Below are 24609 nucleotides of genomic sequence, written 5' to 3'. Positions count from 1 at the left end.
CGCCGGGCCGCGCATCGGCGCGGCGTGGCATGGGCGTTGGTGCGCCGTTGCCGCTGCCGTCGTGTGGTCGTGTCGGGTTGCACGTCGGCGGGGCGTGGGCGGTGGGCGGTGGTGTGCCAGCGCCGCTGCCGTCGTGTGGTCGTGTCGGGTTGCACGTCGGCGCGGCGTGGCGTGGGCGGTGGTTGTCAGGGGGTGGCGAGGACCTCGCGGAGTTTGGTGGCGAACTCCTCCGGCTTGCCGGCGTAGCCGAACTCGCCGCCGATGAAGCCGCCGTGGTGGCTCGGGAACACCGTTGGCTGCTGGTCGAGCAGGGCGGCCATGGCCTCGGCGGTGCGGGCCGTGTACGTGCCTGCGGACTCCTCGCCCACCGCGATCACGATGCGGGTGGGAGCGGCCTTCAAGGCGGCCACGTCCGGGAGGTAGTCGCTGACCGGCCAGGAGACCTTCGACAGCAGGGGGTCGTTCCTGGAGCCGTCGTCCTCCGCGGGCATGCCGAAGGCCGCCGGGTCGGGGAGCGGCTGGGCGAAGTACTCGTCGGTGAACTCGCCCTGCCAGGAGGTCATCACCAGGAAGGCGGCCATGCCGGCGCCCATGCCCTTGGACTCGTACGCCTCGTTGAAGGCGGCTCGGGCTCGGTCGACGGCCTCGGCGTCCGGGAGGATGCGGTTCAGCGGGGGCTCGTGGGCCACCAGGGTGGCGATGTCGTCCGGGTGGGCGCGGACCCATTCCAGGGCCGTGACCGCGCCGCCGCTGCTGGCGAAGACGTCCACCTGGCCGGTGGTCAGCGTCGCTACCAGGAGGTGCAGGTCGGCGGCCTGTTGTTCCGCGGTGTTGTCCGTTCGGCCGTCGGTGCGGACGCTGCGGCCCAGGCCGCGGGGGTCGTACGTGATGACCGTGCGGTCTGGGAAGTTCGCGGCCAGGGAGGTGAAGCCCTCGGCCGACATCGGCTGGCCGATCATGACCAGGGGGAGGTGGCCGTCCGTCGGGGGTAAGGGGCCTCGCACGTCGTAGGTGATGGTGGCGCCGGGTGCCTCTAGGGTGCGGGTCTCGGTCATGGCGCCCATCATGCCGGGAAACACGCCAGGGCGGGGCCCTGATCAGGCGGAAGGCTCCACGATGACCTTCAGTCCGGCCCGGGCCTCGGCGGTCGCGAAGGCCTCCGCCACCTCGGTCAGGGGGTAGCGGTGGGTGACGAGGGACCGTACGTCCACGCGGCCGGCGGTGACCAGGGACATCGCCCGGGGGTACACCTCCTTCATGCGGCGGACCATCGCGAAGGTGAGGCCCTTGCGCCTGGCCGCGGCCGCGGGGAAGGAGGACTGGTCGGTGCTGGGAATCCCGCCGAGTACGACTCGGCCGCCGGGGCGTACCGATTCGATGGCGGACTCGATCGCGGCGTCGGTGCCGGCGATCTCGAAGGCGACATCGGTGCCTCGGCCGTCCGTGAAATCGGCCAGCGCCGCGACGAAATCCTGCGCAGCCGGGTCCAGGGCCCCGTCCGCTCCATAGTGGAGGGCGGCCTCGCGGCGGTGGGGTAGGGGATCGGTGGCGATCACCCTTGCGGCGCCTGCCGCCCGTGCCACCTGGATCAGCAGGAGGCCGATCGGGCCCGCGCCCAGGACCGCGACGTCGGCGCCCAGGGCGATGTGGCCCAGGTCGGCCGCGTGGATCGCCACGCCCAGCGGTTCCAGCATCGCCCCGTCGGCGTTGGTGAGCTGGTCGGGGAGGGGGTGGAGGCGATTGGTGGGCCACTGGAGGTACCGCTGCAGCCCTCCGTCCTTGAAACCGTGGCCGGCGAAGACGATGTGACGGCAGAGGTTGGGGTGGCCGAGCCGGCACAGGTCGCACTCGTGGCAGGGGATCGCCGGGTCGATGGCGACGCGGACGCCGTCCAGCTCGCCGCCGCGGACGATGCCGGCCATCTCGTGGCCGCCGACGATGGGGTGGGCGATTCTGGCGTCGCCGATGCCGCCCTCCGACCACCAGTGCAGATCCGAACCGCACAGGCCGACCGCCGTCACCTCGACGAGGCTTTCGCCGGGCGCGGGCTCGGGGGTGGGCTCTTCGGCCAGGCGGACGTCGCCTGCCGCGTGGAAGCGCGCGGTGAGGTTCACACCGCCACTTTAGGCAGCGGTACGACCAGGGGAGTACCCGTCGCCGGGTCGGGGATGACGAGCGCCTGCAGGCCGAAGACCGTCGCGAGGAGCTCGGGGGTGAAGACGTCGGCGGGGGTGCCCTGGGCGACGATGCGGCCGTCGCGCATGGCGATGACGTGGTCGGCATAGCGGGCGGCCAGGTTCAGGTCGTGCAGGACCATGACGATCGTCCGGCCGCGCTCGCGGTGCAGGCGCGCCACCAGGTCGAGGACGTCGATCTGGTGGGAGAGGTCGAGGTACGTGGTCGGCTCGTCCAGCAGCAGGATCTCGGTGCCCTGGGCCAGGGCCATGGACAGCCAGGCGCGCTGGCGCTGGCCGCCGGAGAGGGCGTCGACGGGGCGGTCGGCCAGGTCGCGCATGTCGGTCCACTCGAGGGCCTCGGTGACGATCGACTCGTCGCCGGCGGACCACTGGCGGAACCAGTTCTGGTGCGGGTGGCGGCCGCGCATGACGAGGTCGGCGACGGTCAGGCCGTCCGGGGCGACCGGGCTCTGCGGGAGCATGCCGAGGACGCGGGCGACCTCGCGGGTCGGGATGCGCTCGATGCGCCTGCCGTCCAGGAGGACCTCGCCGGCCTGGGGGCGCAGGAGCCGGCCCAGCGCGCGCAGCAAGGTGGACTTGCCGCAGCCGTTGGGGCCGACGACCGCGGTGACGGCGCCGGTGGGCACGTCGAGGTCGAGGCCGTCGACGACGACGTTGTCGCCGTAGGCCAGCCGCAGCCCGCGCGCCTGAAGCCTTGTCGTCATGCCGAGTTCCTCCGGTTCGTACGGACCAGCAGCCACAACAGGTACGGGGCGCCCACGATCGCGGTGACCAGGCCGACCGGCAGTTCGCGGCCGGGCAGCACGGTGCGGGCGACGAGATCGGCCCCGGCGACCAGCAGCGCGCCGAGGACGGCCGAGGTGAGCAGCGGGGGTCGCGAACCGCGGCAGAGGCGCAGCGCGACCTGGGGCACCACGAACGCCACGAACTCGATCGGGCCGGCGGCCGACACCGCGGCCGCGGCCAGTGCGATCGCGGTGAGGACTACGGCCAATCGGGCGAGCTGGAGCCGTACACCCAAGGAACGAGCGACATCGTCGTCGAACTGGATCGCCTGCAGGGTGAAGCCGGTGGCGAGGGCGGCCGGCACGAGGAACGCGAGGGCGATCGCGAGCGGGCGGACCTGCTCCCATTCCACGCCCGCGACGGAACCGTTGAGCCAGACCGTGGCCCGGTAGGCGTCGACGATCTCGGCCCGCACGAGGAACCACGACACGCCGCTCTGCACGATCTCGCCGACGCCGAGGCCGACGAGGACCAGGCGGTAGCCGTCGATGCCGCGGCGCCAGGCGAGCACGTAGACGAGGGCGGCCGCGACGAGCCCGCCGGCCAGCGCGGCGAGGGGGACGCCGGCCACGCTGCCGCTGCCGCCCAGGACGATGAGCGCGACGGCGCCGAGGGAGGCGCCGTTGGTCACGCCGAGGACGTCCGGCGTGGCGAGCGGGTTGCGGGCGAAGGTCTGGGTGAGGGCACCGGACAGCCCGAGGGCGGCGCCGACGAGGAGGGCGGCGAGGATGCGCGGCAGGCGGAGGTCGAGGATGACCAACTGCTGTCCCGGTGTACCGCCACCGAGCAGCACATCCACGACAGTCCCCGGCGGGATGGCGTAACTGCCCCGGCCGATCGCGAACACCGCGACGGTCAGGGCCGCGGCGAGGGCGACGAGCGCGACGGCGGCCGAGCGCAGGGGCAGCGCCGCCGAGAAGAACCGGGTCCGCACGACGGTTCCGCGCACCGGCGCACGATCGCGTTGCGGCCGGCCGGCGCGGCGTTGGGTCGTCGTCACAGGCGCACGACTCCCTTGCGGCGGCGGTCCGCGACGGTGCTGCTCACAGGCGCACGACTCCCTTGCGGCGGCGTACCAGGGCGATGAAGAACGGTGCGCCCACGACGGCCAGGACGATGCCGGTCTGGAGCTCGCCGGGCGAGACCACCACGCGGCCGAGCACGTCGGCCACCAGCAGCAGCGCCGCGCCGGCGAGCGCGGAGCAGGGGACCAGCCAGCGGTGGTCGGGGCCGGTGAGCGCGCGCGCGATGTGCGGGACGATGAGGCCCAGGAAGCCGATCGGGCCGCAGGCCGCCGTGGCCGCCCCGGCCAGCAGCACGATGGCCCCGACCCCGACCGCGCGGGCGGCGAGGACTCGCTGGCCGACCGCGCGGGCGACGTCCTCGCCGAGGCCGAGCACGTTCAGCGCGGGGGAGTTGACGATCGCGAGCAGCAGGCCGGCCGCGATGAACGGGGCGACCTGCGCGGCCACGTGCGCGTCGCGGCCGGAGAGGGAGCCGACGACCCAGAACCGGAAGACGTTGAGGCTCGCGTTGTCGGCCAGCAGCATCGACTGTGTGAACGAGGCCAGCAGCGCGCTGATCGCCATGCCGGCCAGCGCGAGGGTGACCGGGGTCGGTCCGCCGCGCCGGCCGGCCGCGATCGCGAAGACCAGGACGCTGGCGAGCAGGGCGCCGGCGAAGGCGAACCAGATGTACCCGGCGAGGGTCAGCGCGCCGAGCTGAATGCCGATGACGACCGCGAACGACGCGCCGGCCGAGATGCCGAGCAGGCCCGGGTCGGCGAGCGGGTTGCGGGTGTGGCCCTGCATGAGCGCGCCGGCGGCGCCGAGGGCGAGCCCGACGAGCACGCCGAGGACCGTGCGCGGCAGCCGCAGCTCGCGGACGATCGCCACCGCGTCGGGGGCCGCCGTTGCGGGGGAGACCAGGGCCCGCCACACTTCGACGGGGCTCAGCGTCTGCGCGCCGACGGCCAGGCTGAGCAGGACCGCGAGACCGGCCGCGCACGCCAGCACGAGCAGCGCCAGCGGACGGCTCGATCTGGTGGAGACGCGGTCGTTCACCTTGGGGACGACTACCGGCAAAATTGTCACCTCTATCGCTGAACCTCGAACGAAGGTTAGCCTTATCTCATATCGGGAGTCGTCTTGCCCTCGGGCGGATCGATCGCTTAGGTTAGCCTAACCTAACTCCGACTGTGAGGCCCGACATGACCTTTTCCCTGCGCCCCGCCCGGCGCTTCGCGGCGGCCGGCGTCGCGTTCGTCGCCGGTCTCGCGCTGCTCAGCGCGTGCGGCGACGACTCCACGAGTGAGGGCGCGGCCCCGGCCGGTTCGGGTGCCCCCGCGGCCGCGAGCTACCCGGTGTCGCTGACCCACAAGCTGGGCACCGCCGAGGTCAAGGCGGAGCCGAAGCGGATCGTGGCCCTGTCCGACGCCGACCTGGACGCGCTGCTGGTGCTGGGCGTGCAGCCGGTCGGCATCGCCGAGTCGGCGGGCGAGGGCGGCATCACGCCGTGGGCCAAGCCGAAGCTGAGCGGCAGCCCGACCGTGCTCACCGCGGGCGACACCGGCTTCGACATCGAGAAGATCGCGGCGCTCAACCCGGACCTGATCCTGGCCGGCGGCGACTACTACATCAAGGACGAGTACGACAAGCTCGCCAAGCTGGCGCCGACCACCGCCTTCGAGACCACCGGGCCGTTCGAGGACTCCTGGCAGACCACGCTGCGCCAGGTCGGCAAGGCCGTGGGCCGGTCGGCGGACGCCGAGAAGGTCATCACGGACGTCGAGGGCAAGGTCACCAAGGCCAAGTCGGACCACCCGGAGCTGGCCGGCAAGAAGTTCTCGCTGAGCCAGATGTGGGAGGCCGGCTCCATCGGCGTGCTGCGCTCCGACAAGGACGCCGGCGTGAAGATGCTCAACGACTTCGGCATGGTGCTGGCCCCGGGCGTGGCCGCCCTGCAGGGCGAGGACTTCGCGGTGCAGCTGAGCCTGGAGAAGGTCCAGGTCCTCGACACCGACGTCGTGCTCGTGTACTACGCCGAGGACGGCCTCAAGCCGCAGCTCGAGGGCAACGCGCTGTTCAAGGGCCTGACCGCCGTCAAGCGCGGGTCCTACGGGGCGCTGTCCGGCGCGCAGTTCTCGTCGCTGCGCACGCCGACGCCGCTGTCGGTGCAGTACATCATCGAGAACGTCCTGCCCACGATCTCGACCGCGGCCAAGGCGACCGGCTGAGTGTCGAGCCGAGAAGTGACGGCCGGCCTCGCCGCAGCGGTTGTTGCGGCGGGGCCTCCGCCCGCCCCGGTGCTCGTCCCGCCGTGGTCGATCCGGCCGCTCTCGTCCGGCGACGCCGACGCCGGACTGGTCAGCCGGTGGATGTGCGAGCCGCACGTCGAGGCCTTCTGGCACGCGGCGTGGCCGCCGGCGCGGTGGGCCGGGGAGCTCGCCGAGCAGCTGTCCGGGGAGCACTCCCGGCCCTACCTGGTCTCGCACGACGGCGCCCCGCTGTCCTATGTGGAGGTCTACCGCACCCCGCGCGACGTGGTCGGCCGCCAGTACGACGCCGACCCCTACGACCTGGGCGTGCACCTCGCGATCGGGGACCTCGCGCAGACCGGGCGGGGGCTCGGCCGCGCGATGGTGCGCGCGCTCGCGGCGGGCCTGGCCGCGGCCGACCCGCGCTGCCGCCGCGTGTTCGCCGACCCCGACGAGCGGCACGTGGTGGCCCGGCGGATGTTCGCGCGGGCCGGATTCCGCTCCATCGGGATCCATGACTTAGGCCACAAACGGGCTGAGCTGCTCTTTCTCCCTGTATACGGATAAATGCGCCTGAATGAACGCGAAGGCCGCTTTACTCACCCGAAACAATTAGGTTAGCCTCACCTAACCGACCGAAAGGCCCCGCATGACCGCCCCCATGAACGTCGAGCGGATGCGCAGCGACGTCGCCGAGGCCCTTGCCGAAGTCACCGAGGACACCGCCGCGTTCGCCGACGACGACAACCTCATCGATCTCGGGCTCGACTCGATCCGGCTCATGAGCCTCGCGACCCGCTGGCGCGCCGCCGGCCTCGAGGCCGGATACCTGGACCTGGCGATGGAGCCGACGGTCGCCGCCTGGTCGAACCTGCTGGAGGAGAAGCGTTGAGCCCGATCATCGAGAACGCCGACGTCGTGGTCGTCGGCGGCGGACCCGGCGGATCGACCGCCGCCACGCTGCTCGCCAAGCGCGGCCACCGGGTGGTCCTGCTGGAGAAGGAGACCTTCCCGCGGTACCAGATCGGGGAGTCTCTGCTTCCTTCGACCGTGCACGGCATCGGCCGGATGCTCGGCGTCACCGAGGACTTCGAGAAGGCCGGCTTCACCGTCAAGCGCGGCGGCAGCTTCCGCTGGGGCACCAACCCGGTGCCGTGGAACTTCCTCTTCGCCGTGGCGCCGGAGCTGTCCGGGCCGACGTCGACCGCGTACCAGGTCGAGCGGATGAAGTTCGACGACATCCTGCTGCGCAACGCCCAGCGCAACGGCGTCGACGTGCGTGAGAACAGCGCTGTAACAGACGTCATCTCGGATGCGGCGCGGGTGCGCGGGGTGCGGTACACCGATCCCGAGGGCGCCGAGCGCGAGATCCACGCGACGTTCGTGGTCGACGCCTCCGGCAACCGCAGCCGCGTGCACCAGCACGTCGGCGGCGAGCGGATCTACTCCGAGTTCTTCAAGAACATCGCGCTCTTCGGCTACTTCGAGGGCGGCAAGCGGCTGCCCGCGCCGGATTCCGGCAACATCCTGTGCGCCGCGTTCGACGAGGGCTGGATCTGGTACATCCCGCTGTCCGACACCCTCACCAGTGTCGGCGCCGTGATCTCCCGCGAGCACGCCAGCCGGCTGCAGGGCGACCAGGAGCAGGCGCTGCGCGGGTTCATCGACCGCTGCGAGATCGTCAAGGACTTCCTGGCCGGCGCGACCCGGGTCACCGAGGGCGTCTACGGCGAGCTGCGCACGCGCAAGGACTACTCGTACACGAACAGCACCTTCCACCGGCCCGGCATGGTGCTGGTCGGCGACGCCGCGTGCTTCATCGACCCGGTGTTCTCCACCGGCGTGCACCTGGCCACCTACGCCGGCCTGCTCGCCGCCCGCTCGATCAACAGCGTGCTCGACGGCACCCTGCCCGAGGAGCGCGTGTTCGCCGAGTTCGAGGGGCGCTACCGCCGCGAGTACCGCGTCTTCTACGAGTTCCTCTCCGCGTTCTACGACATGCAGACCAACGAGGAGTCGTACTTCTGGAAGGCCCGCAAGGTCACCAACCTCGACGCCACCGACCTGGAGGCGTTCGTGACCCTGGTCGCCGGCGCGCACTCCGGGGAGCGGGCCCTGGTCAGCTCGTTCCAGTCCGCGTCCGACGATCTCGCGGGCGCGGTCGAGCGGACCGGCAGCATGCAGACCCCGTCCGGGGAGCGCATGCACCACCTCTTCGGCACGCCCGTGGTCCGCGAGGTGATGGCCGAGATGAACAACATCCAGGTCCGCGGGGTGCAGGGGCTGGCGGCGCACGAGCTGCCGCTGCTCGACGACGGGCTGGTGCCCTCGCCCGACGGGCTGTCGTGGGCGGCCGGCGGCTCTTCGCCGGCGGCCGGCGGTTCCTCTTCGACCGATCAGGAGGTGGCGCGATGACGAATCCCTTCGAAGATCCCGATGGCCGGTACTTCGTGCTGGTCAACGACGAACACCAGCACTCGCTCTGGCCGGTCTTCGCCGAGGTGCCCGCCGGTTGGCGCGTGGTCTTCGGCGAGGACGGGCGGGACGCCTGCCTGGAGTTCGTCGAGCGGAACTGGACCGACATGCGCCCGGCCGGGCTCATCGCCGAAATGGCCGCGCGCGCCTCGTAACGCACGTCTTCGCAACCACGCATCCCGCCGCATCGACCTGGTGCGGCGGGCCCTGCGCTGCTCAAGGAGAGCCGCCACGTGATCGACCGTCTTGAACTCACCGGAGCACAGGCGGGCGTCTGGTACGCCCACCAGCTGGATCCCGGCCCCGCGTTCACGACGGCGGCCTGCGTGGACATCGCCGGCGAGCTCGATCCCGCACTGTTCGAGCGTGCGCTGCGGCTGGTCATCGGCGAGGCGGAGGCGCTGCGGGTCCGGGTCGTCGACGGGCCGCTGCAGGAGATCGCCTCGCCCGCGTGGTCGCTCGAGGTCGTGGCGCCGGCCGACCCGGACGCGTTCATGCAGGCGGCCCTGGCCGAGCCGTTCGATCTCGAGCGCGGGCCGGTGTTCGCGCAGACGTTGATCCGGCGGGGGCCGGGGGAGTGGACGTGGTACCAGCGCTGCCACCACGTGGTGATGGACGCGTACACGTTCGCGCTCGTGGCGCAGCGGCTTGCCGCTGTCTACACCGCGCTGGCCGCGGGGGAGGCGCCGCCGCCGTCGCCCTTCGGGCGGCTTGCCGACGTCGTGGCCGAGGATCTCGCGTATCGGGCGTCGGAGCAGTTCGCCGCCGATCGCGCGTTCTGGCGCTCGCGCCTGGACGGCGTCGAGGTGCCCGCCCTTGCCGCGGGTTCCAGCCGTCCGAGCCCGACGTTTCTGCGTCATCGCGTCACGGTGGCCGCCGCGCCGGCCCGGGTCGAGGCGGTGCTCGCGGTCGTGGCGCTCTACGTCTCGCGGCTCACCGGGTCGGCGGAGGTGGTGCTGGGGCTGCCGATGATGGGGCGGCTCGGCTCGGTCGCGGCGAAGGTGCCGGTCAACGCGGTGAACGTGCTGCCGCTGCGGGTCGCCGTGTCGCCTGGCGACACCGTGTCGGGGCTGGTCAAGCGGGTGGCGGGGGAGATCCGGGCGCTGCGGCCGCACCAGCGGTACCGCGGCGAGGACATCCGGCGCGACCTGGGCCTGGTCGGCGGGGAGCGGCGGCTGGTCGGGCCGTGGGTGAACATCAAGCCGTTCGGGGCGGTGCTGTCCTTCGCGGGGGCGCCGGGGACGCCGCGGTACCTCTCCGCGGGGCCGGTCGACGACCTGTCGATCACCGTGGACGACCGGGGTGGCGACGTCATCGAGCTCGTGGTGGACGCGAATCCGGCGCTGTACACCTCGGCGCAGCTCGCGGCGCACGGCGGCCGGCTTGCCGCGCTGTTCACGGCGTTCGCGCAGGCTGCTCCCGACGTGTTGCTCGGCCGTTTGGGGCTGGTCGCCGCGCCGGTTCTGCACGACACCGCGCGTGAGCTGCCTCCGGCCGGCTTCGCTTCGCTCTGGGGCGGCGAGCCGGACGCGGTCGCGGTGATCGATCCGGCGGAAACTGTTGCATACGGAGACCTCAGCGGTCGCGTGGAACGGCTCGCGGCGGTGTTGCACGAACAGGGCGTAACAAGCGGCAGCACGGTCGCCGTGTGCCTGCCGCGGACCGCCGACCTGCTGGTCACGCTGCTTGCGGTGCAGCGCACGGGCGCCGCGTACCTGCCGCTGGACCCCGACTTCCCGGCCGACCGGCTCGCGTGGATGTTGGAGGACAGCGCGCCCGCGCTGCTCGTGACGTCGTCGGCGGTGCGGGCACCTTCGACGACCGTGCCGCTGATGAACCTCGACGGTGGCGTTCCGGTCGCGAGCGCGCCGTGCCCGCCGTTGGTGGAGCGGGGGGATGACGCGGCGTACGTGCTGTACACGTCCGGGTCGACCGGGCGGCCCAAGGGCGTCGTGATCACCCGCGAGAACCTGGTGAACTTCCTGCTCGCCATGCGCGAGGAGATCCCGCTCGCGGCGTCCGACCGGCTCGTCGCCGTGACCACGGTGAGCTTCGACATCAGCGGGCTGGAGCTGTACCTGCCGCTGCTGTGCGGGGCCGCGGTCGTGCTCGCGGCCAAGGAGACCGTGCAGGACCCCGAGGCCCTGGCCGCGCTCGTGCGGCGGACCGGGGCGACCGTCGTACAGGCGACCCCGACCCTGTGGCGCGCGCTGATCGAGGCTCCGGGCGGCGCCGCGGCGCTGTCCGGGCTGCGGGTCCTCGTCGGCGGTGAGGCGCTTCCGCCCGACCTGGCGGCCGAGCTGCGCAAGCACGCGGCCGAGGTGACCAACCTGTACGGACCGACCGAGACCACCATCTGGTCGACCGCGTACCGGCTCACCGACGACACCGTCAGCGTCGGCCTGCCCATCTGGAACACCCGCGCCTACGTGCTCGACGCCGCGCTGCGTCCGGTTCCGGACGGCTTCCCCGGTGAGCTGTACCTCGGCGGCGCCGGGGTGGCGCGCGGCTACCTGAACCGGGCGGGGCTGACCGCGTCCCGGTTCGTCGCCGACCCGTACGCGCCGGGCGCGCGCATGTACCGCACCGGGGACCTCGCCGTCCGCCGTCCCGACGGCTCGTTCGACGTGCTCGGGCGGGTCGACCACCAGGTGAAGCTGCGCGGGTTCCGGATCGAGCTGGGCGAGGTCGAGGCCGTGCTGGCCGCGCACCCGGCGGTGCAGCGCGCGGTTGCCGTCATCCGCGAGGACCGGCCGGGGGACCGGCGCCTCGTCGCGTACGTCACGCCGTCCACGGTGGACCCCTCCGCGCTGCGCCGGACTGCCACCGAGTCGCTGCCGGACTACATGGTGCCGTCGGCCGTCATGGCGCTCGACACGCTGCCGAGGACGCCGAACGGGAAGCTCGACCGCAATGCGTTGCCGGCGCCGGAGTTCGCGGGCGGGCCCGTGGAGGCGGCTCGTACGCCGGAGGAGGAGCTGCTCGCCGGGATCTTCGCCGAGGTTCTCGGGGTCGAGGCGGTCGGGGTGCGGGAGGACTTCTTCGCGCTCGGCGGGCACTCGCTGCTGGCCGCCCGGGTGGCCGCCCGGGTCCGCGCGGTGTTCGGGGTCGATCTGGCGCTGCGCGATGTGTTCGATGCGCCCACCGTCGCCGGGCTGGCCGCTCGGCTCGGCGAGGCTTCCCATCGTGTTGCGCGGCCGCCGCTTCAGGCTGGTGCTGCGGTCGGGCAGGTGCTGTCGCCGGCGCAGCGGCGGCTCTGGTCGCTCGAGCGCGTCGACGGGCCCAGCGCGACGTACAACCTGCCGCTCGCGATCGACCTGGACGGGCCGCTGGATGTCGATGCGTTGCGCGCCGCGCTGCACGACCTGGTGGACCGGCATGAGCCGCTGCGTACCGTGTTCCCCGAGCGCGACGGTGAACCCGCGCCTGAGCTGCGTGACGCGCTGGCGTTCGAGGTATCGTCCACAGTGGACATCGCGGCGGCGGTGCGGGTGCCGTTCGACATCACCCGGGAGACGCCGCTTCGGGCGACGCTGTTCGCGACCGGGAGTGAGCGGCACACGCTGTTGCTCGTTGTGCATCACATTGCCGGGGACGAGTGGTCGCTGACGCCGATGCTCGACGACCTTGCCGTTGCGTACGCCGCGCGGAAGGAGGGGCGGGCGCCCGGCTTTGTGCCGCTGCCCGTCCGGTACGCCGACTACGCCGTCTGGCAGGCCGCGCTTCCGGTTGACGAGCACCTTGCGTTCTGGCGCTCGGCGCTCGCCGGCGCGCCCGAGACGGTGCGGCTGCCTGGCGATCGGGCGCGGGCCGGGGAAATGTCGGTGGCCGGCGGTACCATTGCGTTCGAGATTCCGGCTGCGTTGGAACATGGTCTCCGCGCGCTGGCCCGGGCGCACGGGGTCACGGTGTTCATGACCGTCCAGGCTGCCGTTGCCGCGCTGTTGTCGCGGCTCGGGGCCGGAGAGGACATTCCGCTCGGGACGCCGGTCGCGGGGCGGTCCGACGATGCGCTCGAACGGCTGGCCGGGTTCTTCGTGAACACCGTCGTGCTGCGGACCGACGTGTCCGGGGACCCGAGCTTCGCCGAGCTGCTCGGGCGGGTCCGGGCCGCTGATCTGGCCGCGCTCGCGCATCAGGAGCTGCCGTTCGACCGGCTGGTTGAGGCGCTGAATCCGCATCGGTCGCTCGCGTACCATCCGCTGTTCTCGGTCATGGTGTCCTACCAGGCTCCGCTGCCCGCCATTGCCGGCTTTCCCGGGCTGGTTGCCACGCCGCGGCTGGTGGACACGGGGACGGCCAAGTTCGACCTCACGTTCGACGTTGCTGAGCGCGAGGGGGGATTGGCGGGCAGCATCGAGTACCGGAGCGGGCTTTTTGCAAGGGAGACCGCCGAGGCGCTGGCGGCGCGGTTGGTGCGGCTGCTGGAGGCGGTGACGGCCGCGCCCGAGCGGGCGATCGGGGCGGCGGATCTCTTCGGGCCTGGCGAGCGGGCGACGCTTGAGGGGGAGACCCGGGCCGTTGCGGCGCGGACGCTGCCCGAGCTGTTCGCGGAGCAGGTGGCCGCGCGGCCGGACGCGATCGCGGTCGAGGACGGGGCGGTCGCGCTGTCCTATGGCGAGCTGGATGCTCGGTCGAACCGGCTCGCACACGCGCTCGTCGCCGCGGGGGCCGGGTCCGAGCGGCTCGTGGGGGTGCGGCTGCCGCGCTCGGCGGAGCTGATCGTGGCGCTGCTGGCGGTGGCCAAGTCCGGCGCCGGGTACCTGCCGATCGACGTCAATCACCCCGCGGCCCGCATCGAGGCGCAGCTGCGCGACGCCGCGCCGGTCGCCATCGTCACGCAGGCGCGCGCCGGCGACGACGTGGCTTCGGTCGTGGTCGAGGTGCCTGCGGGCGGCGGCGACGCGGCTTCGGTCGTGGTCGGCAATGCGGTGCCCGCAGGCGGGGACGATGCGGCGCCGGTGGTGGGGTTGCGCCCGGAGCACCCGGCGTACGTCATCTACACGTCCGGCTCGACTGGGCGGCCCAAGGGCGTCGTGGTGCCGCACGCCGGGCTTGCGGGGCTGGTCGAGAGCGTCCGCGCGGTATTCGGGACCGGGCCGGGCACCCGCGCGGCGCAGTTCGTGTCGCCCGCCGTCGACGTGGCGTTCTCCGAGCTGGCGGCGTCGGTTCTGTCCGGCGGCACGCTCGTGATCGTGCCGGACGACGCGCGGTTCGGGGCGGCGCTCGGCGAGTTCGTGGCCGCGCAGCGGCTCACCCACGTCGACCTGCCGCCGGCGCTGCTCGCGGCGCTGCCCGAGCGCGCGCTGCCGGCCGGCGTCACGGTCACCATCGGCGGGGAGTCGACGCCGGCCGATGTGGTCGCGCGGTGGGCGCGTGGGCGGACGCTCATCAACGCGTACGGTCCGACGGAAGCCACCGTCACCGCCACCACCTGGGTCGTCGACGGCCCAACGGTGCTGATCGGGCGGCCCGAGCTCAACCGGACCGCGTACGTGCTCGACGGCCGCCTCCGGCCCGTGCCGCCCGGCGCGCCCGGCGAGCTGTACCTCGGCGGGGACGGGCTCGCCCGCGGCTACCTGGGCGCGCCCGCGCTGACCGCCGAGCGGTTCGTGGCCGACCCGTTCAAGGCCGGGGCCCGCATGTACCGCACCGGCGACCTCGTCCGCCGCACGCTCGACGATCGGCTGGAGTTTCTCGGGCGCACCGACGACCAGGTGCAGATCCGCGGGTTCCGGGTCGAGCCGGCCGAGGTCGAGGCGGTGCTGGCGAGCCATCCGCGGGTGTCGCAGGCCGTCGTGGTCCCCGTCGAGCGGCGCCTCATCGCCTACGTGGTGGGCGAGGCCGACGGGCTGCGGGAGTGGGCGGCGGCGCGGTTGCCGGAACATCTGGTACCGGCGACGGTGGTTGCTCTTGCAACGCTCCCGCTGAACGCGGCGGGTAAGGTGGACAAGCGCGCACTGCCCGCGCCGGGCGAGGCGGGGCCGGCCGTCGAGCCTCGGACGCCCACCGAGGCCGTGCTGGCCGGGCTGTTCGCGGACCTGCTCGGCCGCCCGGTCGGGGTCGACGACGGCTTCTTCGCGCTCGGCGGCGACAGCATCCTGTCGATCCAGCTCGTCTCCCGCGCCCGCGCCGCCGGCCTGCAGATCGCGCCGCGGCAGGTGTTCGAGCACCAGAGCGTGGCCGCCCTCGCCCGTGTCGCCGCGCCCGCGACCGCGCGCGCCTCGGTCTCCGGGGCCGGGCTCGTCCCGGTCACGCCGATCATCGGCTGGCTGCGCGACCTCGGCGCCGACGTCAACCGGTACTCGCAGGCGCTGCTGCTGCACACCCCGGCCGGCCTGACGCGCGAAGACGTCGCGCGGGTGCTGCGCGTCGGCCTCGCACCCCACGCGATCCTGGGCGCCCGGCTGGAGCCCGACTGGCGCCTGAACGTGCCCGACGCCCCGTTCGACCCGCCGCTGCGCGTGGCGACCGGGGACGTCCTGAGCGAGCGCGAGGCCGCGGCGGACCGGCTCGACCCGGCGGCCGGCGGCATGGTGCAGGCCGTGTGGTTCGACCGCGGCGCCGAGCCGGGCCGGCTCCTGCTCGTCGCGCACCACCTCGTCGTCGACGGCGTCTCGTGGCGCATCATCGCGGAGGACCTCGCGACCGCGGCGACGGGCGCGAACCCTGCCCCCGAGGATACTCCGTTCCGGGTCTGGGCAGAAAAACTGCTCGCTGTCGTACCGTCTGTGCTCTGGCAGGAAACCCTCGCCGGACCGGCCGTCCGTCTGGGCGGCGTGCCCCTCGATCCCGCCCGCGACACGGCCGCGACGCTGCGGACGGTCACCGTCACCGTCGAGCCCTCCCTCGCGGGGCCGCTGCTGAGCTCCGTGCCCACGACGTTCCGCGCCGGCGTGCAGGACGTGCTGCTCGCCGGGCTGGTGCTCGCGCTGGCCCGCCGGCTCGGCTCGCACGCGGAGCCGCTGGTGGCCCTCGAAGGCCACGGCCGCGAGGAATCCATGGTGCCGGGCGCCGATCTGGTCCGCACCGTCGGCTGGTTCACCAGCGAGTACCCGGTCCGGCTCCCGGCCGCCGCCGGTGGCCCGGCCGCCGTCGTACGCGGCGTCAAGGAGCGCCTCCGCGCGATCCCCGACGGCGGCGTCGGCTACGGGCTGCTCGACGCGCCCGGGCGGCCCGAGCCCGAGATCCTCTTCAACTACCTGGGCCGCTTCACCGCGCACGACGCCGCGGGGACCGGGGCATCCGGCGTCGTTTTCACCGAGCACGACGGTTCGGCGGCTGCGGCGGCCGAGGCATCCGGCGACGTTTTCACCGCCCTCGACGCTCCGGCAGCTGCGGAGTCCGAGGCGTCCGGCGACGTTCTCACCGCGCACGACGCTCCGGCGGCTGCGGCTGCGGCGGCTCCGGCGGCTCCGGCTGCGGCTCCGGCGGCTGCGGCGGGTGTGGTGGCCGGGGCGTCCGGCGGTGCTGGCGGTGCTGGCGGTGCTGCTTGGGGGATCGCCGGTGAGCTGCCGGCCGCGCATACGGTTGCGGCGCCCGGCATGCCGGTCCGGCATCGGCTCGCGGTGAACGCGTCCACCGTGGACACCGCGGCGGGCCCGGTGCTGCGGGCCGAGTTCTCCTACCCGGCCGCCGCGCTCGACGACGCGGACGCGCGGCGGATCGCCGACGACTGGTTCGCGGCGCTCGTCGCGATCGCGGCCGCCGTGCACGAGCCGGGCGCGGGCGCGCTCACGCCGTCCGATGTGCCCCTCGCCGGGCTCGGCGGCGGCGAGCTCGACGAGCTGACCGCGGCCTGGCCCGAACTCGCCGACGTGCTGCCCCTCGCGCCGCTCCAGGAGGGTCTCTACTACCTCGCCGGCGACGACCACGACGTGTACACGGTGCAGCAGGTGTACACGCTCACCGGGGACGTCGACGCCGGACGTCTGCGGGCCGCGGCCGCGCGGCTCCTCGAACGCTACCCGAACCTGCGGGGCGGTTTCGCGCGCACCGCGTCCGGGCGGGCCGTGCAGGTCATTCCGGCCGAGGTCACGGTGCCGTTCGTCGCGCTCGACCTGACTGAGACAGCGTTCGCCGAGCTGGCCGCGTCCGAGCGGGACCGGCGGTTCGATCTCACCGCGCCGCCGCTGCTGCGGTTCGTGCTGGCCCGGCTGGGCGACGGGGACTTCCGGCTGCTGCTCACCCAGCATCACCTGCTCATGGACGGCTGGTCCGGGCCGCTCGCCATGCGGGACCTGTTCGCCCTGTACGCGGGGGAGGCCGGACCCGCACCGCGGCCGTACAAGGAGTACCTGGGCTGGCTCGCCGCGCAGGACCGTACGGTCGCCGAGGACGCGTGGCGGGACGCGCTCGCCGGGGTGGAGGAGCCGACGCTGGTCGCGCCCGGGGCCGCGCCGGTCGCGGTGCTGCCCGAGGTCGCCGAGCTGATCGTCGACCCGGAGCCGCTGATCGCGATGGCTCGCGCGCACGGGCTCACGCTCAACACCCTCGTGCAGGGGGCGTGGGCGCTGGTGCTGGCCGAGCTGACCGGGCGTACCGACGTCGTGTTCGGCGCGACCGTGTCCGGGCGGCCGGCGGGGCTGGCCGGGGTCGAGGACATGGTCGGGCTGTTCATCAACACGGTGCCGGTCCGGGTGCGGGCGCGGCCGAGCGACACGTGGGCCGGCTTCCTGGCGCGGTTGCAGGGGGAGCAGGCGGCGCTGCTCGACCACCAATACCTCGGGCTGGCCGACGTGCAGCGGCTCGCGGGGGTCGGGGAGCTGTTCGACACGCTGACCGTGTTCGAGAGCTACCCGACCGGCGGCGCGGCCGCTGCCGTTCCCGGGCTGGCGGTCGGGGGCGGGATTCCGGTCGACGCGACCCACTATCCGCTGAGTCTCGTCGTCGTGCCGGGGGAGCGGTTGCGGCTGCGGCTGGAGCATCGGCCGGACCTCTACCCGCGCGACGCGGCCGACCGTCTGCTGGCCCGCTTCGCCTTGCTGCTGCGGACCTCGGCCGATACGGTACTGGCCTCGCTGTCCACTGTGGACAGCTCGGTGCGTGGTACGATGGTGGCGGTTCCGAAGGGGACCTTGCTCGACGAGTTCGCCGCTACTGTGGCTCGTTGGCCGGATGCGGTTGCGGTGCGGTGTGGCTCGGATTCGCTGACGTTTTCGGCGTTGGCGGAGCGGGTGGATTGTCTGGCCCGGGTGCTGGTTGCGCGAGGGGCTGGGCCGGAGCGGCCGGTGGCGGTGTTGTTGCCCCGCACGGTGGACGCGGTGGTGGCGTGGTTGGCCGCGTTGCGCTCCGGCGGGGTGTATCTGCCGATCGATGCGGATTATCCGGTCGAGCGGGTCGACTATCTGCTGGGCGACGCTCAGCCGGCGGTGGTCGTCACCCTCGACCTGCTGGGCAAGGACGCCGACGCGGAACTCCCGGCGATCGACCCGCGCAACGGTGCATATCTCATCTACACGTCCGGCTCGACGGGCCGGCCGAAGGGGGTGGTGGTCGAACACGCGAGCCTGATGAACCTGTTCCAGCACCATCGCGCCCATGTGATGCCGGGGCACCGGGTCAAGGCCGCGTTGTCGGCGGCGACGGTGTTCGACACGTCGTGGGAGGGGCTGCTGTTCCTCGTCGCCGGGCATGAGCTGCACCTGCTCGACGACGAGACCCGCCGCGACCCCGACCTGTTCGTCAGCTACGTCCATGAACACGGGATCGACTTCCTCGACGTCACGCCGTCCCTCGCGGGGCCGCTGGTCGCCGCTGGGCTGCTCGACAAGCCGCCGGCGATGGTGGCGCTCGGCGGGGAGGCGGCCGACCCGAAGACGTGGACGGCGCTGCGCGAAGCTACCGCTGCCATCAACCTGTACGGGCCTACCGAGTGCACCGTCGACACGCTCATGGCCCGGCTCGAGGAGAGCGAGACGCCGTCGGTGGGGCGGCCGATCGCGAACACCCGCGCCTACATTCTCGACGCGTGGCTGCGGCCGGCCGCGCAGGGGGAGCTCTATCTCGCCGGGGCTCAGCTCGGGCGCGGATACCTCGACCGGCCTGGGCTGACCGCGTCCCGGTTCGTCGCCGATCCGTTCGTGGCCGGGGAGCGCATGTACCGCACCGGGGACGTGGTCCGGCGTACCGAGGACGGAAGCCTCGACTTCATCGGGCGGGCCGATGACCAGGTGAAGATCCGGGGGTTCCGGATCGAGCCCGGAGAGGTGGCCGCTGCGCTGCTTGAGCACCCCGACGTCGTCCAGGCCGTTGTTGTGGCCGTTGACGGGCGGCTGGTCGCCTACGTCGTCGGAGCGGTAGGCGGGCTGCGGGAGTGGGCGGCCGGGAAGCTGCCCGAGCACCTGCGGCCGGCTGCGTACGTGTTGCTGGAGCGCATCCCGGTGACCGTCGCCGGGAAGGTCGACAAGCGCGCGCTGCCCGCGCCCGATTTTGCCGGCCTGAGCGGCGACAGCCTGCCCCGGACGCCGGGCGAGGAGATTCTCTGCGGGCTGTTCGCCGAGGTGCTCGGGCTGCCGTCGGTCGGGGTCGGCGACGACTTCTTCGCGCTCGGCGGGCATTCGCTGACCGCGACGGCGCTCGCGGCTCGGGTGCGGGCCGTGTTCGGTACCGCGCTGCCGGTCCGGGCCGTGTTCGACGCGCCCACCGTCGCCGGGCTCGCCACGCAACTTGCCACCGCTTCGCGGGACGGGGCCGGGCCCGAGCTGCGGCGGTACGAGCGACCCGAGCTGCTGCCCGTCTCGCCCGCCCAGCACCGGCTCTGGCTGCACCACGAGCTCAACGGGCCGGGGCCGACGTACAACGTGGCGTTCGCGCTGCGGCTCAGCGGGGCGCTCGACGCCGACGCGCTGCGCCACGCGCTCGTGGACGTGCTCGATCGGCACGAGAGCCTGCGGACCGTGTTCCCGAGCGTCGACGGGCGGGCGGTGCAGCGGGTGCTGCAGGCGGTACAACCGGAATGGCGGACGGAGACGTGCACTGAGGGCGAGCTGCCCGACCGGCTCGCCGGCGCCGCGCGGCACGGCTTCGATCTCGCGAGTGAGCCGCTGGTCCGGCCGCACCTGTTCGCGCTGGGCGCGTCCGAGCACGTGCTGCTGCTGCTCCTGCATCACATCGTCACCGACGAATGGTCGGAGGGGCGGCTCGTGGCCGACCTCGGGACCGCCTATGCCGCGCGGACGCGCGACCGGGCGCCGGACTGGGCGCCGCTGCCGGTGCAGTACGCGGACTATGCGCTCTGGCAGCGCGAACTGCTCGGGGAGCCGAGCGACCCGGCGAGCCTGCAGGCGCGGCAGCTGGCGTTCTGGCGCGAGGCGCTCGCGGGCGCGCCGACCGAGCTGGCGCTGCCCACCGACCGGCCCCGGCCCGCGCAGCCGTCGCACGCCGGCGGGATCGTGACGTTCGACGTGCCCGCGGACACGCACCGGCGGGTGCGGGAGCTGGCCCGGCGTACCGGCGCGACCGCGTTCATGGTCGTGCAGGCCGGGCTGGCCGCGCTGCTGCACCGGCTCGGCGCCGGGGACGACATCCCGCTCGGCAGCCCGGTCGCCGGCCGCGCCGACCAGCGCCTCGACGAGCTCGCCGGGTTCTTCGTCAACACGCTCGTGCTGCGGGCCGACGTCGGCGGCGATCCGACGTTCGGCGAGCTGGTGGCCCGCGTCCGGGCGGCCGACCTCGCCGCGTTCGGCCACGCCGAGGTGCCGTTCGACCGGGTCGTGGAGGCGCTCAACCCGGAGCGCTCCCTCGCGCGCAACCCGCTGTTCCAGGTCATGGTCGCGTTCCAGCACGTGCCGGCCGCGCTGCCGGGGCTGCCGGGGCTGGTCACCGCGCCGGTGCCGATCGACACCGGCGTCGCGCAGTTCGACCTCGGCGTCGTCGTCACCGAGCAGGAGGGGGAGGACGGGCTGACGGGCGTCATCGAGTACAGCGCCGACCTCTTCGACCCCGCCACCGCCACGTCGCTCGCGGACCGGTTCGTGCGCCTGCTCGCCGCGGCCGTCGCCGCCCCGCAGCGCCGCGTCGGCGAGCTCGACGTGCTCACGCCGGCCGAGCGGCGGGCGATCACCGGCGACTGGCAGGGCACCCGCGCGGACACGCCGCCGTCGACGCTGCCGGAGCTGTTCGCGGCCCAGGTCGCCCGCCGCCCGGGCGCGCCTGCGCTCGAGGACGGGCCGATCCGGCTGACGTACGCCGAGCTGGACGCGCGCACGGACCGGCTCGCGTACCGGCTGCGGCGGTTGGGGGCGGGGCCGGAGAAGCTCGTGATGGTACTGCTGCCGCGTTCTGCCGATCTGTTCATCGCCGAGCTGGCGATCGCCAAGGCGGGCGCGGCCTACCTGCCGGTCGATCCGTCCTATCCGGCCGAGCGGGTGGCCCTGCTGGTCGAGGACGCCGCGCCGGTGCTGGCGATCGCGGGCGAGGGGACCGCGATCGCGGGGGTGCCGGTGGTGCGGCCGGACGAGGGGGACGACGACGGGTCGCTGGGGGCGCCGAGCCCTTCGAACGCGGCGTACGTCATCTACACCTCCGGCTCGACCGGGCGGCCCAAGGGCGTCGTCGTCCCGCACGCCGGGCTCGCCGACCTCGCGGCCACCTTTGCCGAGCTGTGGAAGGCCGGGCCGGGCGCGCGCATCGCGCAGTTCGCCTCGCCCGCGTTCGACGTGACGGTGGCCGAGCTGGCGATCAGTCTGCTGCGCGGCGGTACGCTCGTCGTGGTGCCCGAGGAGTCCCGGCTGGGCGCGCCGTTCGCCGAGTTCGTCCGGGACCATGGCATCACGCACTTCGCGCTGCCCCCGGCCGCCCTCGCCGCGCTGCCCGACGGCGAGCTGCCGCCCGGCGTCACCGTGGTCACCGGGGCCGACCGCTGCCCGCCCGACCTCGTGGCGCGGTGGACGGCGACGCACCGGATGCTCAACGCGTACGGGCCGACCGAGGCGACCGTCAACTCGACGTACTGGGTGTGCGAGCCGGGCGGCCCGGTCCTCATCGGACGGCCCGACCGCAACAAGCGCGCGCACATCCTCGACGCGGCGTTGCGGCCCGTGGCGCCCGGTGTGCCCGGCGAGCTGTACCTCGCGGGTGCCGGCCTTGCCCGCGGCTATCTGCAGCGGCCCGCGCTGACTGCCGAGCGGTTCGTGGCCGACCCCTACGGCCCGGCCGGCAGCGTCATGTACCGCACCGGGGACCTGGCCCGCTGGACCCGCGACGGGCAGATCGAGTTCCTGGGGCGCACCGACGACCAGGTGAAGATCCGCGGCTTCCGGATCGAGCCGGGCGAGGTCGCGGCGGTGCTGGCCGAGCACCCGGAGATCGCGCAGGCCGTGGTCATCGCCCGCGACGGCCGCCTGGTCGCGTACACCGTCGGGACCGCCGCGGACCTGCGTGCGTGGGCCGCGGCGCGGCTCCCGGACCACCTCGTGCCGTCCGCGTTCGTGGCGCTGGAGCGCATCCCGGTCACCGTGGCCGGCAAGGTCGACCGCAACGCGCTGCCGGATCCGGTCGTCGAGCGGGAGGCCACCCGCCCGGCCACGGAGGGTCAGGAGCTGTTCGCGGCGTTCTTCGCCGAGCTGCTCGGGATCGACGACGTCGGCGCGGACGAGGGCTTCTTCGCGCTCGGCGGCGACAGCATCGTGGCCCTGCAGCTCGTCGCCCGCGCCCGCGCGGCCGGGCTGGAGCTGACCGCGCGGCAGGTGTTCGAGCACCAGACCGTCGCCGCGCTGGCCGCCGTGGCCGTGCCGTCCGCGCCGGCCGCGCGGGAGGCCGCCGACGCGGCGTACGGGGCGGTGCCGCTCACCCCGATCACCGCCTGGCTCCGGGACCTGGACGCGCCGATCGACACCTTCGCCCAGACGCTCGTGCTGCGCGTCCCCGCGGCGCTGACCCGCGACCGGCTCACCACCATGCTGCGGGCGGTGCTCGACCGCCACGACGCGCTCCGGGCCCGCTGGACCGGCGACGGCCTCGTGATCCCGCCGCCCGGCACGGCACCCGAGCTCCGGCTCGCGGCCGGCACGCTCGCGGAGGAGCACGCCGCGGCGATCGGGCGGCTCGACCCGCGGGCCGGGCGGATGCTGCAGGCGGTGTGGCACCCGTCCGCGCGCTGGCTGCTCCTCGTCGCCCACCACCTCGTCGTGGACGGCGTGTCGTGGCGGATCATCGCGGGCGACCTCGCCGAGGCCTGGGCCGGGCGCGACCTCGCACCGGTCGGCACGTCGCTGCGCTCGTGGGCCCGCGGCCTGGAGCAGCTCGACCGCCGAGCCGAGCTGCCGCTCTGGGCGAACGGTGCCGAGGCTGCGACCACGGGCGGCGCGACCACGGGCGGCGCGACCGTCGGGGACCAGCGGGAGCTGACCCTGCGCCTGCCGGCCGGCGCGACCCGGCCGCTGCTCACCACCGTGCCCGAGGCCTTCCACGCCGGCGTGCAGGACGTGCTGCTCGCCGGGCTCGCGCTCGCCGTGCGGCAGTGGCGGCCCGCCGAGGACGGGGTACTGCTGCGCCTGGAAGGCCACGGCCGCGAGGAGCAGCTCGTGCCGGGCAGCGACCTGTCGCGGACCGTCGGCTGGTTCACCGTCGACTACCCGGTGCGCCTCGACGCGGGCGGCGACGATCCGGCGACCGCGCTCAAGCGCGTCAAGGAGCAGCTGCGGGCGATCCCGGACGGCGGCGCGGGGTACGGGCTGCTGCGGTACCGCGGCGAGATCCCCGCCGCGTCCGAGCCCGGGATCCTGTTCAACTACCTCGGCCGCCTGGCCGCCGGGGACGGCGCGGACTGGGTCGCCGCGCCCGAGGGGGACACCCTCGGCGACGGGCTCGACCCCGCGTTCCCAGCCGGGCACGCCCTGGAGATCAACGCGGGGACGCTCGACCTGCCGGGCGGGCCGGAGCTCGACGTGCGGCTCACGTACGTCGCGACGGTCCTCACCGAGCCCGACGTGGCCCGCCTCGGCGAGCTGTGGCTCGCCGCCCTGGACCGGCTGCGGGCCGCGTCGCCGGACGGCGGGTTCTCCCCATCCGACCTGAACCTGGTGACGCTGAGCCAGGACGAGATCGACGAGTTCGAAGACGAGTGGAGGCTCTTGTGACCAGCCCGGGCGGACTGCAGGACATCCTGCCGCTGTCGCCGCTGCAGGAGGGTCTGTACTTCCTGTCCTCGTACTCCGACGGCGACCCCGACGTCTACGTCGTCCAGCAGGTGCTCACCCTGGACGGCGCGCTCGACGCGGACCGGCTCCGGGCCGCGGCGCAGGCGGTGCAGGACCGGCACGCGAACCTGCGCGCCGCGTTCCGCCCCCGCAAGGCCGGCCAGCCCGTCCAGCTCATCCCGGCGGCGGTCCCGGTCGCGTGGTCCTTTGTGGACGACGCGGATGCGGACGATGTCGCCGAGGCGGAGCGCGGCAGGCCGTTCGACCTCGCCAAGCCGCCGCTGCTGCGGTGGTGCCTGGTCCGCGAGGCGCCCGAGCGGCACCGGCTCGTGCTGACCGCGCACCACATCCTGCTCGACGGCTGGTCCGCCCCACTGCTCGTCAAGGACCTGCTCATCTTGTACTCCGGGCGGGAGCCCGCCCGCACCCGCCCGTACAAGGAGTACCTGGCGTGGGTGGCGCGCCAGGACCGCGACGCCGCCTCGGCCGCGTGGCGCGAGGCGCTCGACGGGCTGGAGGAGCCGACGCTGCTGCGCCCGGCGGCCGGCCCGGTGGCGGCCGAGCCCGAGCTGGTGGAGCTGGTTGTCGACGGGACCGGCGTGATCGCGCGGGCGCGGGAGCTCGGGGTCACCGTGAACACGGTGGTCCAGGGGGCCTGGGCGCTGGTGCTGGCCGAGCTGACCGGGCGTACCGACGTCGTGTTCGGCACCACCGTCTCCGGGCGGCCCGCGGGTCTGCCCGGCGTCGAGGACAT

At 73.8% G+C, this 24609-nt stretch carries 12 protein-coding genes (1 of these 12 cut by a window edge); 7 read left to right on the top strand and 5 right to left on the bottom strand.

Going from position 1 to position 24609, the window contains the following annotated elements; all coding sequences use genetic code 11:
- Positions 1–185 precede the first annotated feature (185 nt).
- The 5 genes from ACQPZ4_RS37945 to ACQPZ4_RS37925 form a co-directional block, all read right to left on the bottom strand.
- Positions 186–1055, bottom strand: coding sequence for an alpha/beta fold hydrolase (locus ACQPZ4_RS37945; RefSeq protein ID WP_433047058.1), 870 nt, complete (start codon positions 1053–1055; stop codon positions 186–188).
- 42 nt (positions 1056–1097) lie between these two features.
- Entirely contained in the window at positions 1098–2114 is a 1017-nt protein-coding gene (locus ACQPZ4_RS37940; RefSeq protein WP_433047055.1) for a zinc-dependent alcohol dehydrogenase, read from the bottom strand.
- Positions 2111–2902, bottom strand: a complete 792-nt coding sequence (locus ACQPZ4_RS37935) for an ABC transporter ATP-binding protein (RefSeq protein WP_433047052.1) — start codon at positions 2900–2902, stop codon at positions 2111–2113. The genes ACQPZ4_RS37940 and ACQPZ4_RS37935 overlap by 4 nt, the downstream gene beginning before the upstream one ends.
- A complete protein-coding gene (locus tag ACQPZ4_RS37930) occupies positions 2899–3933 on the bottom strand; it encodes a FecCD family ABC transporter permease (RefSeq protein ID WP_433047049.1) in 1035 nt (344 codons plus the stop codon). Before ACQPZ4_RS37930 ends, ACQPZ4_RS37935 begins: the two co-directional genes overlap by 4 nt.
- 94 nt (positions 3934–4027) lie before the next feature.
- Positions 4028–5068: a FecCD family ABC transporter permease gene (locus ACQPZ4_RS37925; protein ID WP_433047046.1), complete on the bottom strand. Its 1041-nt coding sequence runs from the start codon at positions 5066–5068 to the stop codon at positions 4028–4030.
- Between the two features lie 125 nt (positions 5069–5193).
- On the opposite strand from ACQPZ4_RS37925, the gene ACQPZ4_RS37920 reads away from it, so the two are divergent.
- The 7 genes from ACQPZ4_RS37920 to ACQPZ4_RS37890 form a co-directional block, all read left to right on the top strand.
- Positions 5194–6219 (top strand): iron-siderophore ABC transporter substrate-binding protein, encoded by a 1026-nt coding sequence (locus tag ACQPZ4_RS37920; RefSeq protein ID WP_433047043.1) that lies wholly within the window; start codon positions 5194–5196, stop codon positions 6217–6219.
- 15 nt (positions 6220–6234) lie between these two features.
- Positions 6235–6807: a GNAT family N-acetyltransferase gene (locus tag ACQPZ4_RS37915; RefSeq protein WP_433047040.1), complete on the top strand. Its 573-nt coding sequence runs from the start codon at positions 6235–6237 to the stop codon at positions 6805–6807.
- Between the two features lie 82 nt (positions 6808–6889).
- Positions 6890–7132, top strand: a complete 243-nt coding sequence (locus tag ACQPZ4_RS37910; protein ID WP_433047037.1) for a phosphopantetheine-binding protein — start codon at positions 6890–6892, stop codon at positions 7130–7132.
- Entirely contained in the window at positions 7129–8655 is a 1527-nt protein-coding gene (locus ACQPZ4_RS37905; protein WP_433047034.1) for a tryptophan 7-halogenase, read from the top strand. Before ACQPZ4_RS37910 ends, ACQPZ4_RS37905 begins: the two co-directional genes overlap by 4 nt.
- Entirely contained in the window at positions 8652–8870 is a 219-nt protein-coding gene (locus tag ACQPZ4_RS37900) for an MbtH family protein (protein ID WP_433047031.1), read from the top strand. The genes ACQPZ4_RS37905 and ACQPZ4_RS37900 overlap by 4 nt, the downstream gene beginning before the upstream one ends.
- Positions 8871–8948: 78 nt before the next feature.
- The gene (locus ACQPZ4_RS37895) at positions 8949–23795 is read left to right on the top strand and encodes an amino acid adenylation domain-containing protein (RefSeq protein WP_433047028.1); all 14847 of its coding nucleotides are present in this window, start codon (positions 8949–8951) and stop codon (positions 23793–23795) included.
- Positions 23792–24609: the 5' portion of an amino acid adenylation domain-containing protein gene (locus ACQPZ4_RS37890; protein ID WP_433047025.1), read on the top strand. 10483 nt of this gene lie beyond the right edge of the window; 818 of the gene's 11301 nt are visible here — the first part of the coding sequence; its start codon is at positions 23792–23794; its stop codon lies beyond the right edge, outside the window. Before ACQPZ4_RS37895 ends, ACQPZ4_RS37890 begins: the two co-directional genes overlap by 4 nt.

The sequence above is a fragment of the Dactylosporangium sp. CS-033363 genome, assembly GCF_050942475.1.
Classification (GTDB): domain Bacteria; phylum Actinomycetota; class Actinomycetes; order Mycobacteriales; family Micromonosporaceae; genus Dactylosporangium.
This window is presented reverse-complemented; position numbering and strand designations above follow the sequence as displayed.

Coding starts and splice junctions, on each gene's coding strand:
- ACQPZ4_RS37920 (WP_433047043.1), top strand. CDS start 5,194: ATGACCTTTTCCCTGCGCCCCGCCCGGCGCTTCGCGGCGGCCGGCGTC.
- ACQPZ4_RS37945 (WP_433047058.1), bottom strand. CDS start 1,055: ATGACCGAGACCCGCACCCTAGAGGCACCCGGCGCCACCATCACCTAC.
- ACQPZ4_RS37935 (WP_433047052.1), bottom strand. CDS start 2,902: ATGACGACAAGGCTTCAGGCGCGCGGGCTGCGGCTGGCCTACGGCGAC.
- ACQPZ4_RS37910 (WP_433047037.1), top strand. CDS start 6,890: ATGACCGCCCCCATGAACGTCGAGCGGATGCGCAGCGACGTCGCCGAG.
- ACQPZ4_RS37900 (WP_433047031.1), top strand. CDS start 8,652: ATGACGAATCCCTTCGAAGATCCCGATGGCCGGTACTTCGTGCTGGTC.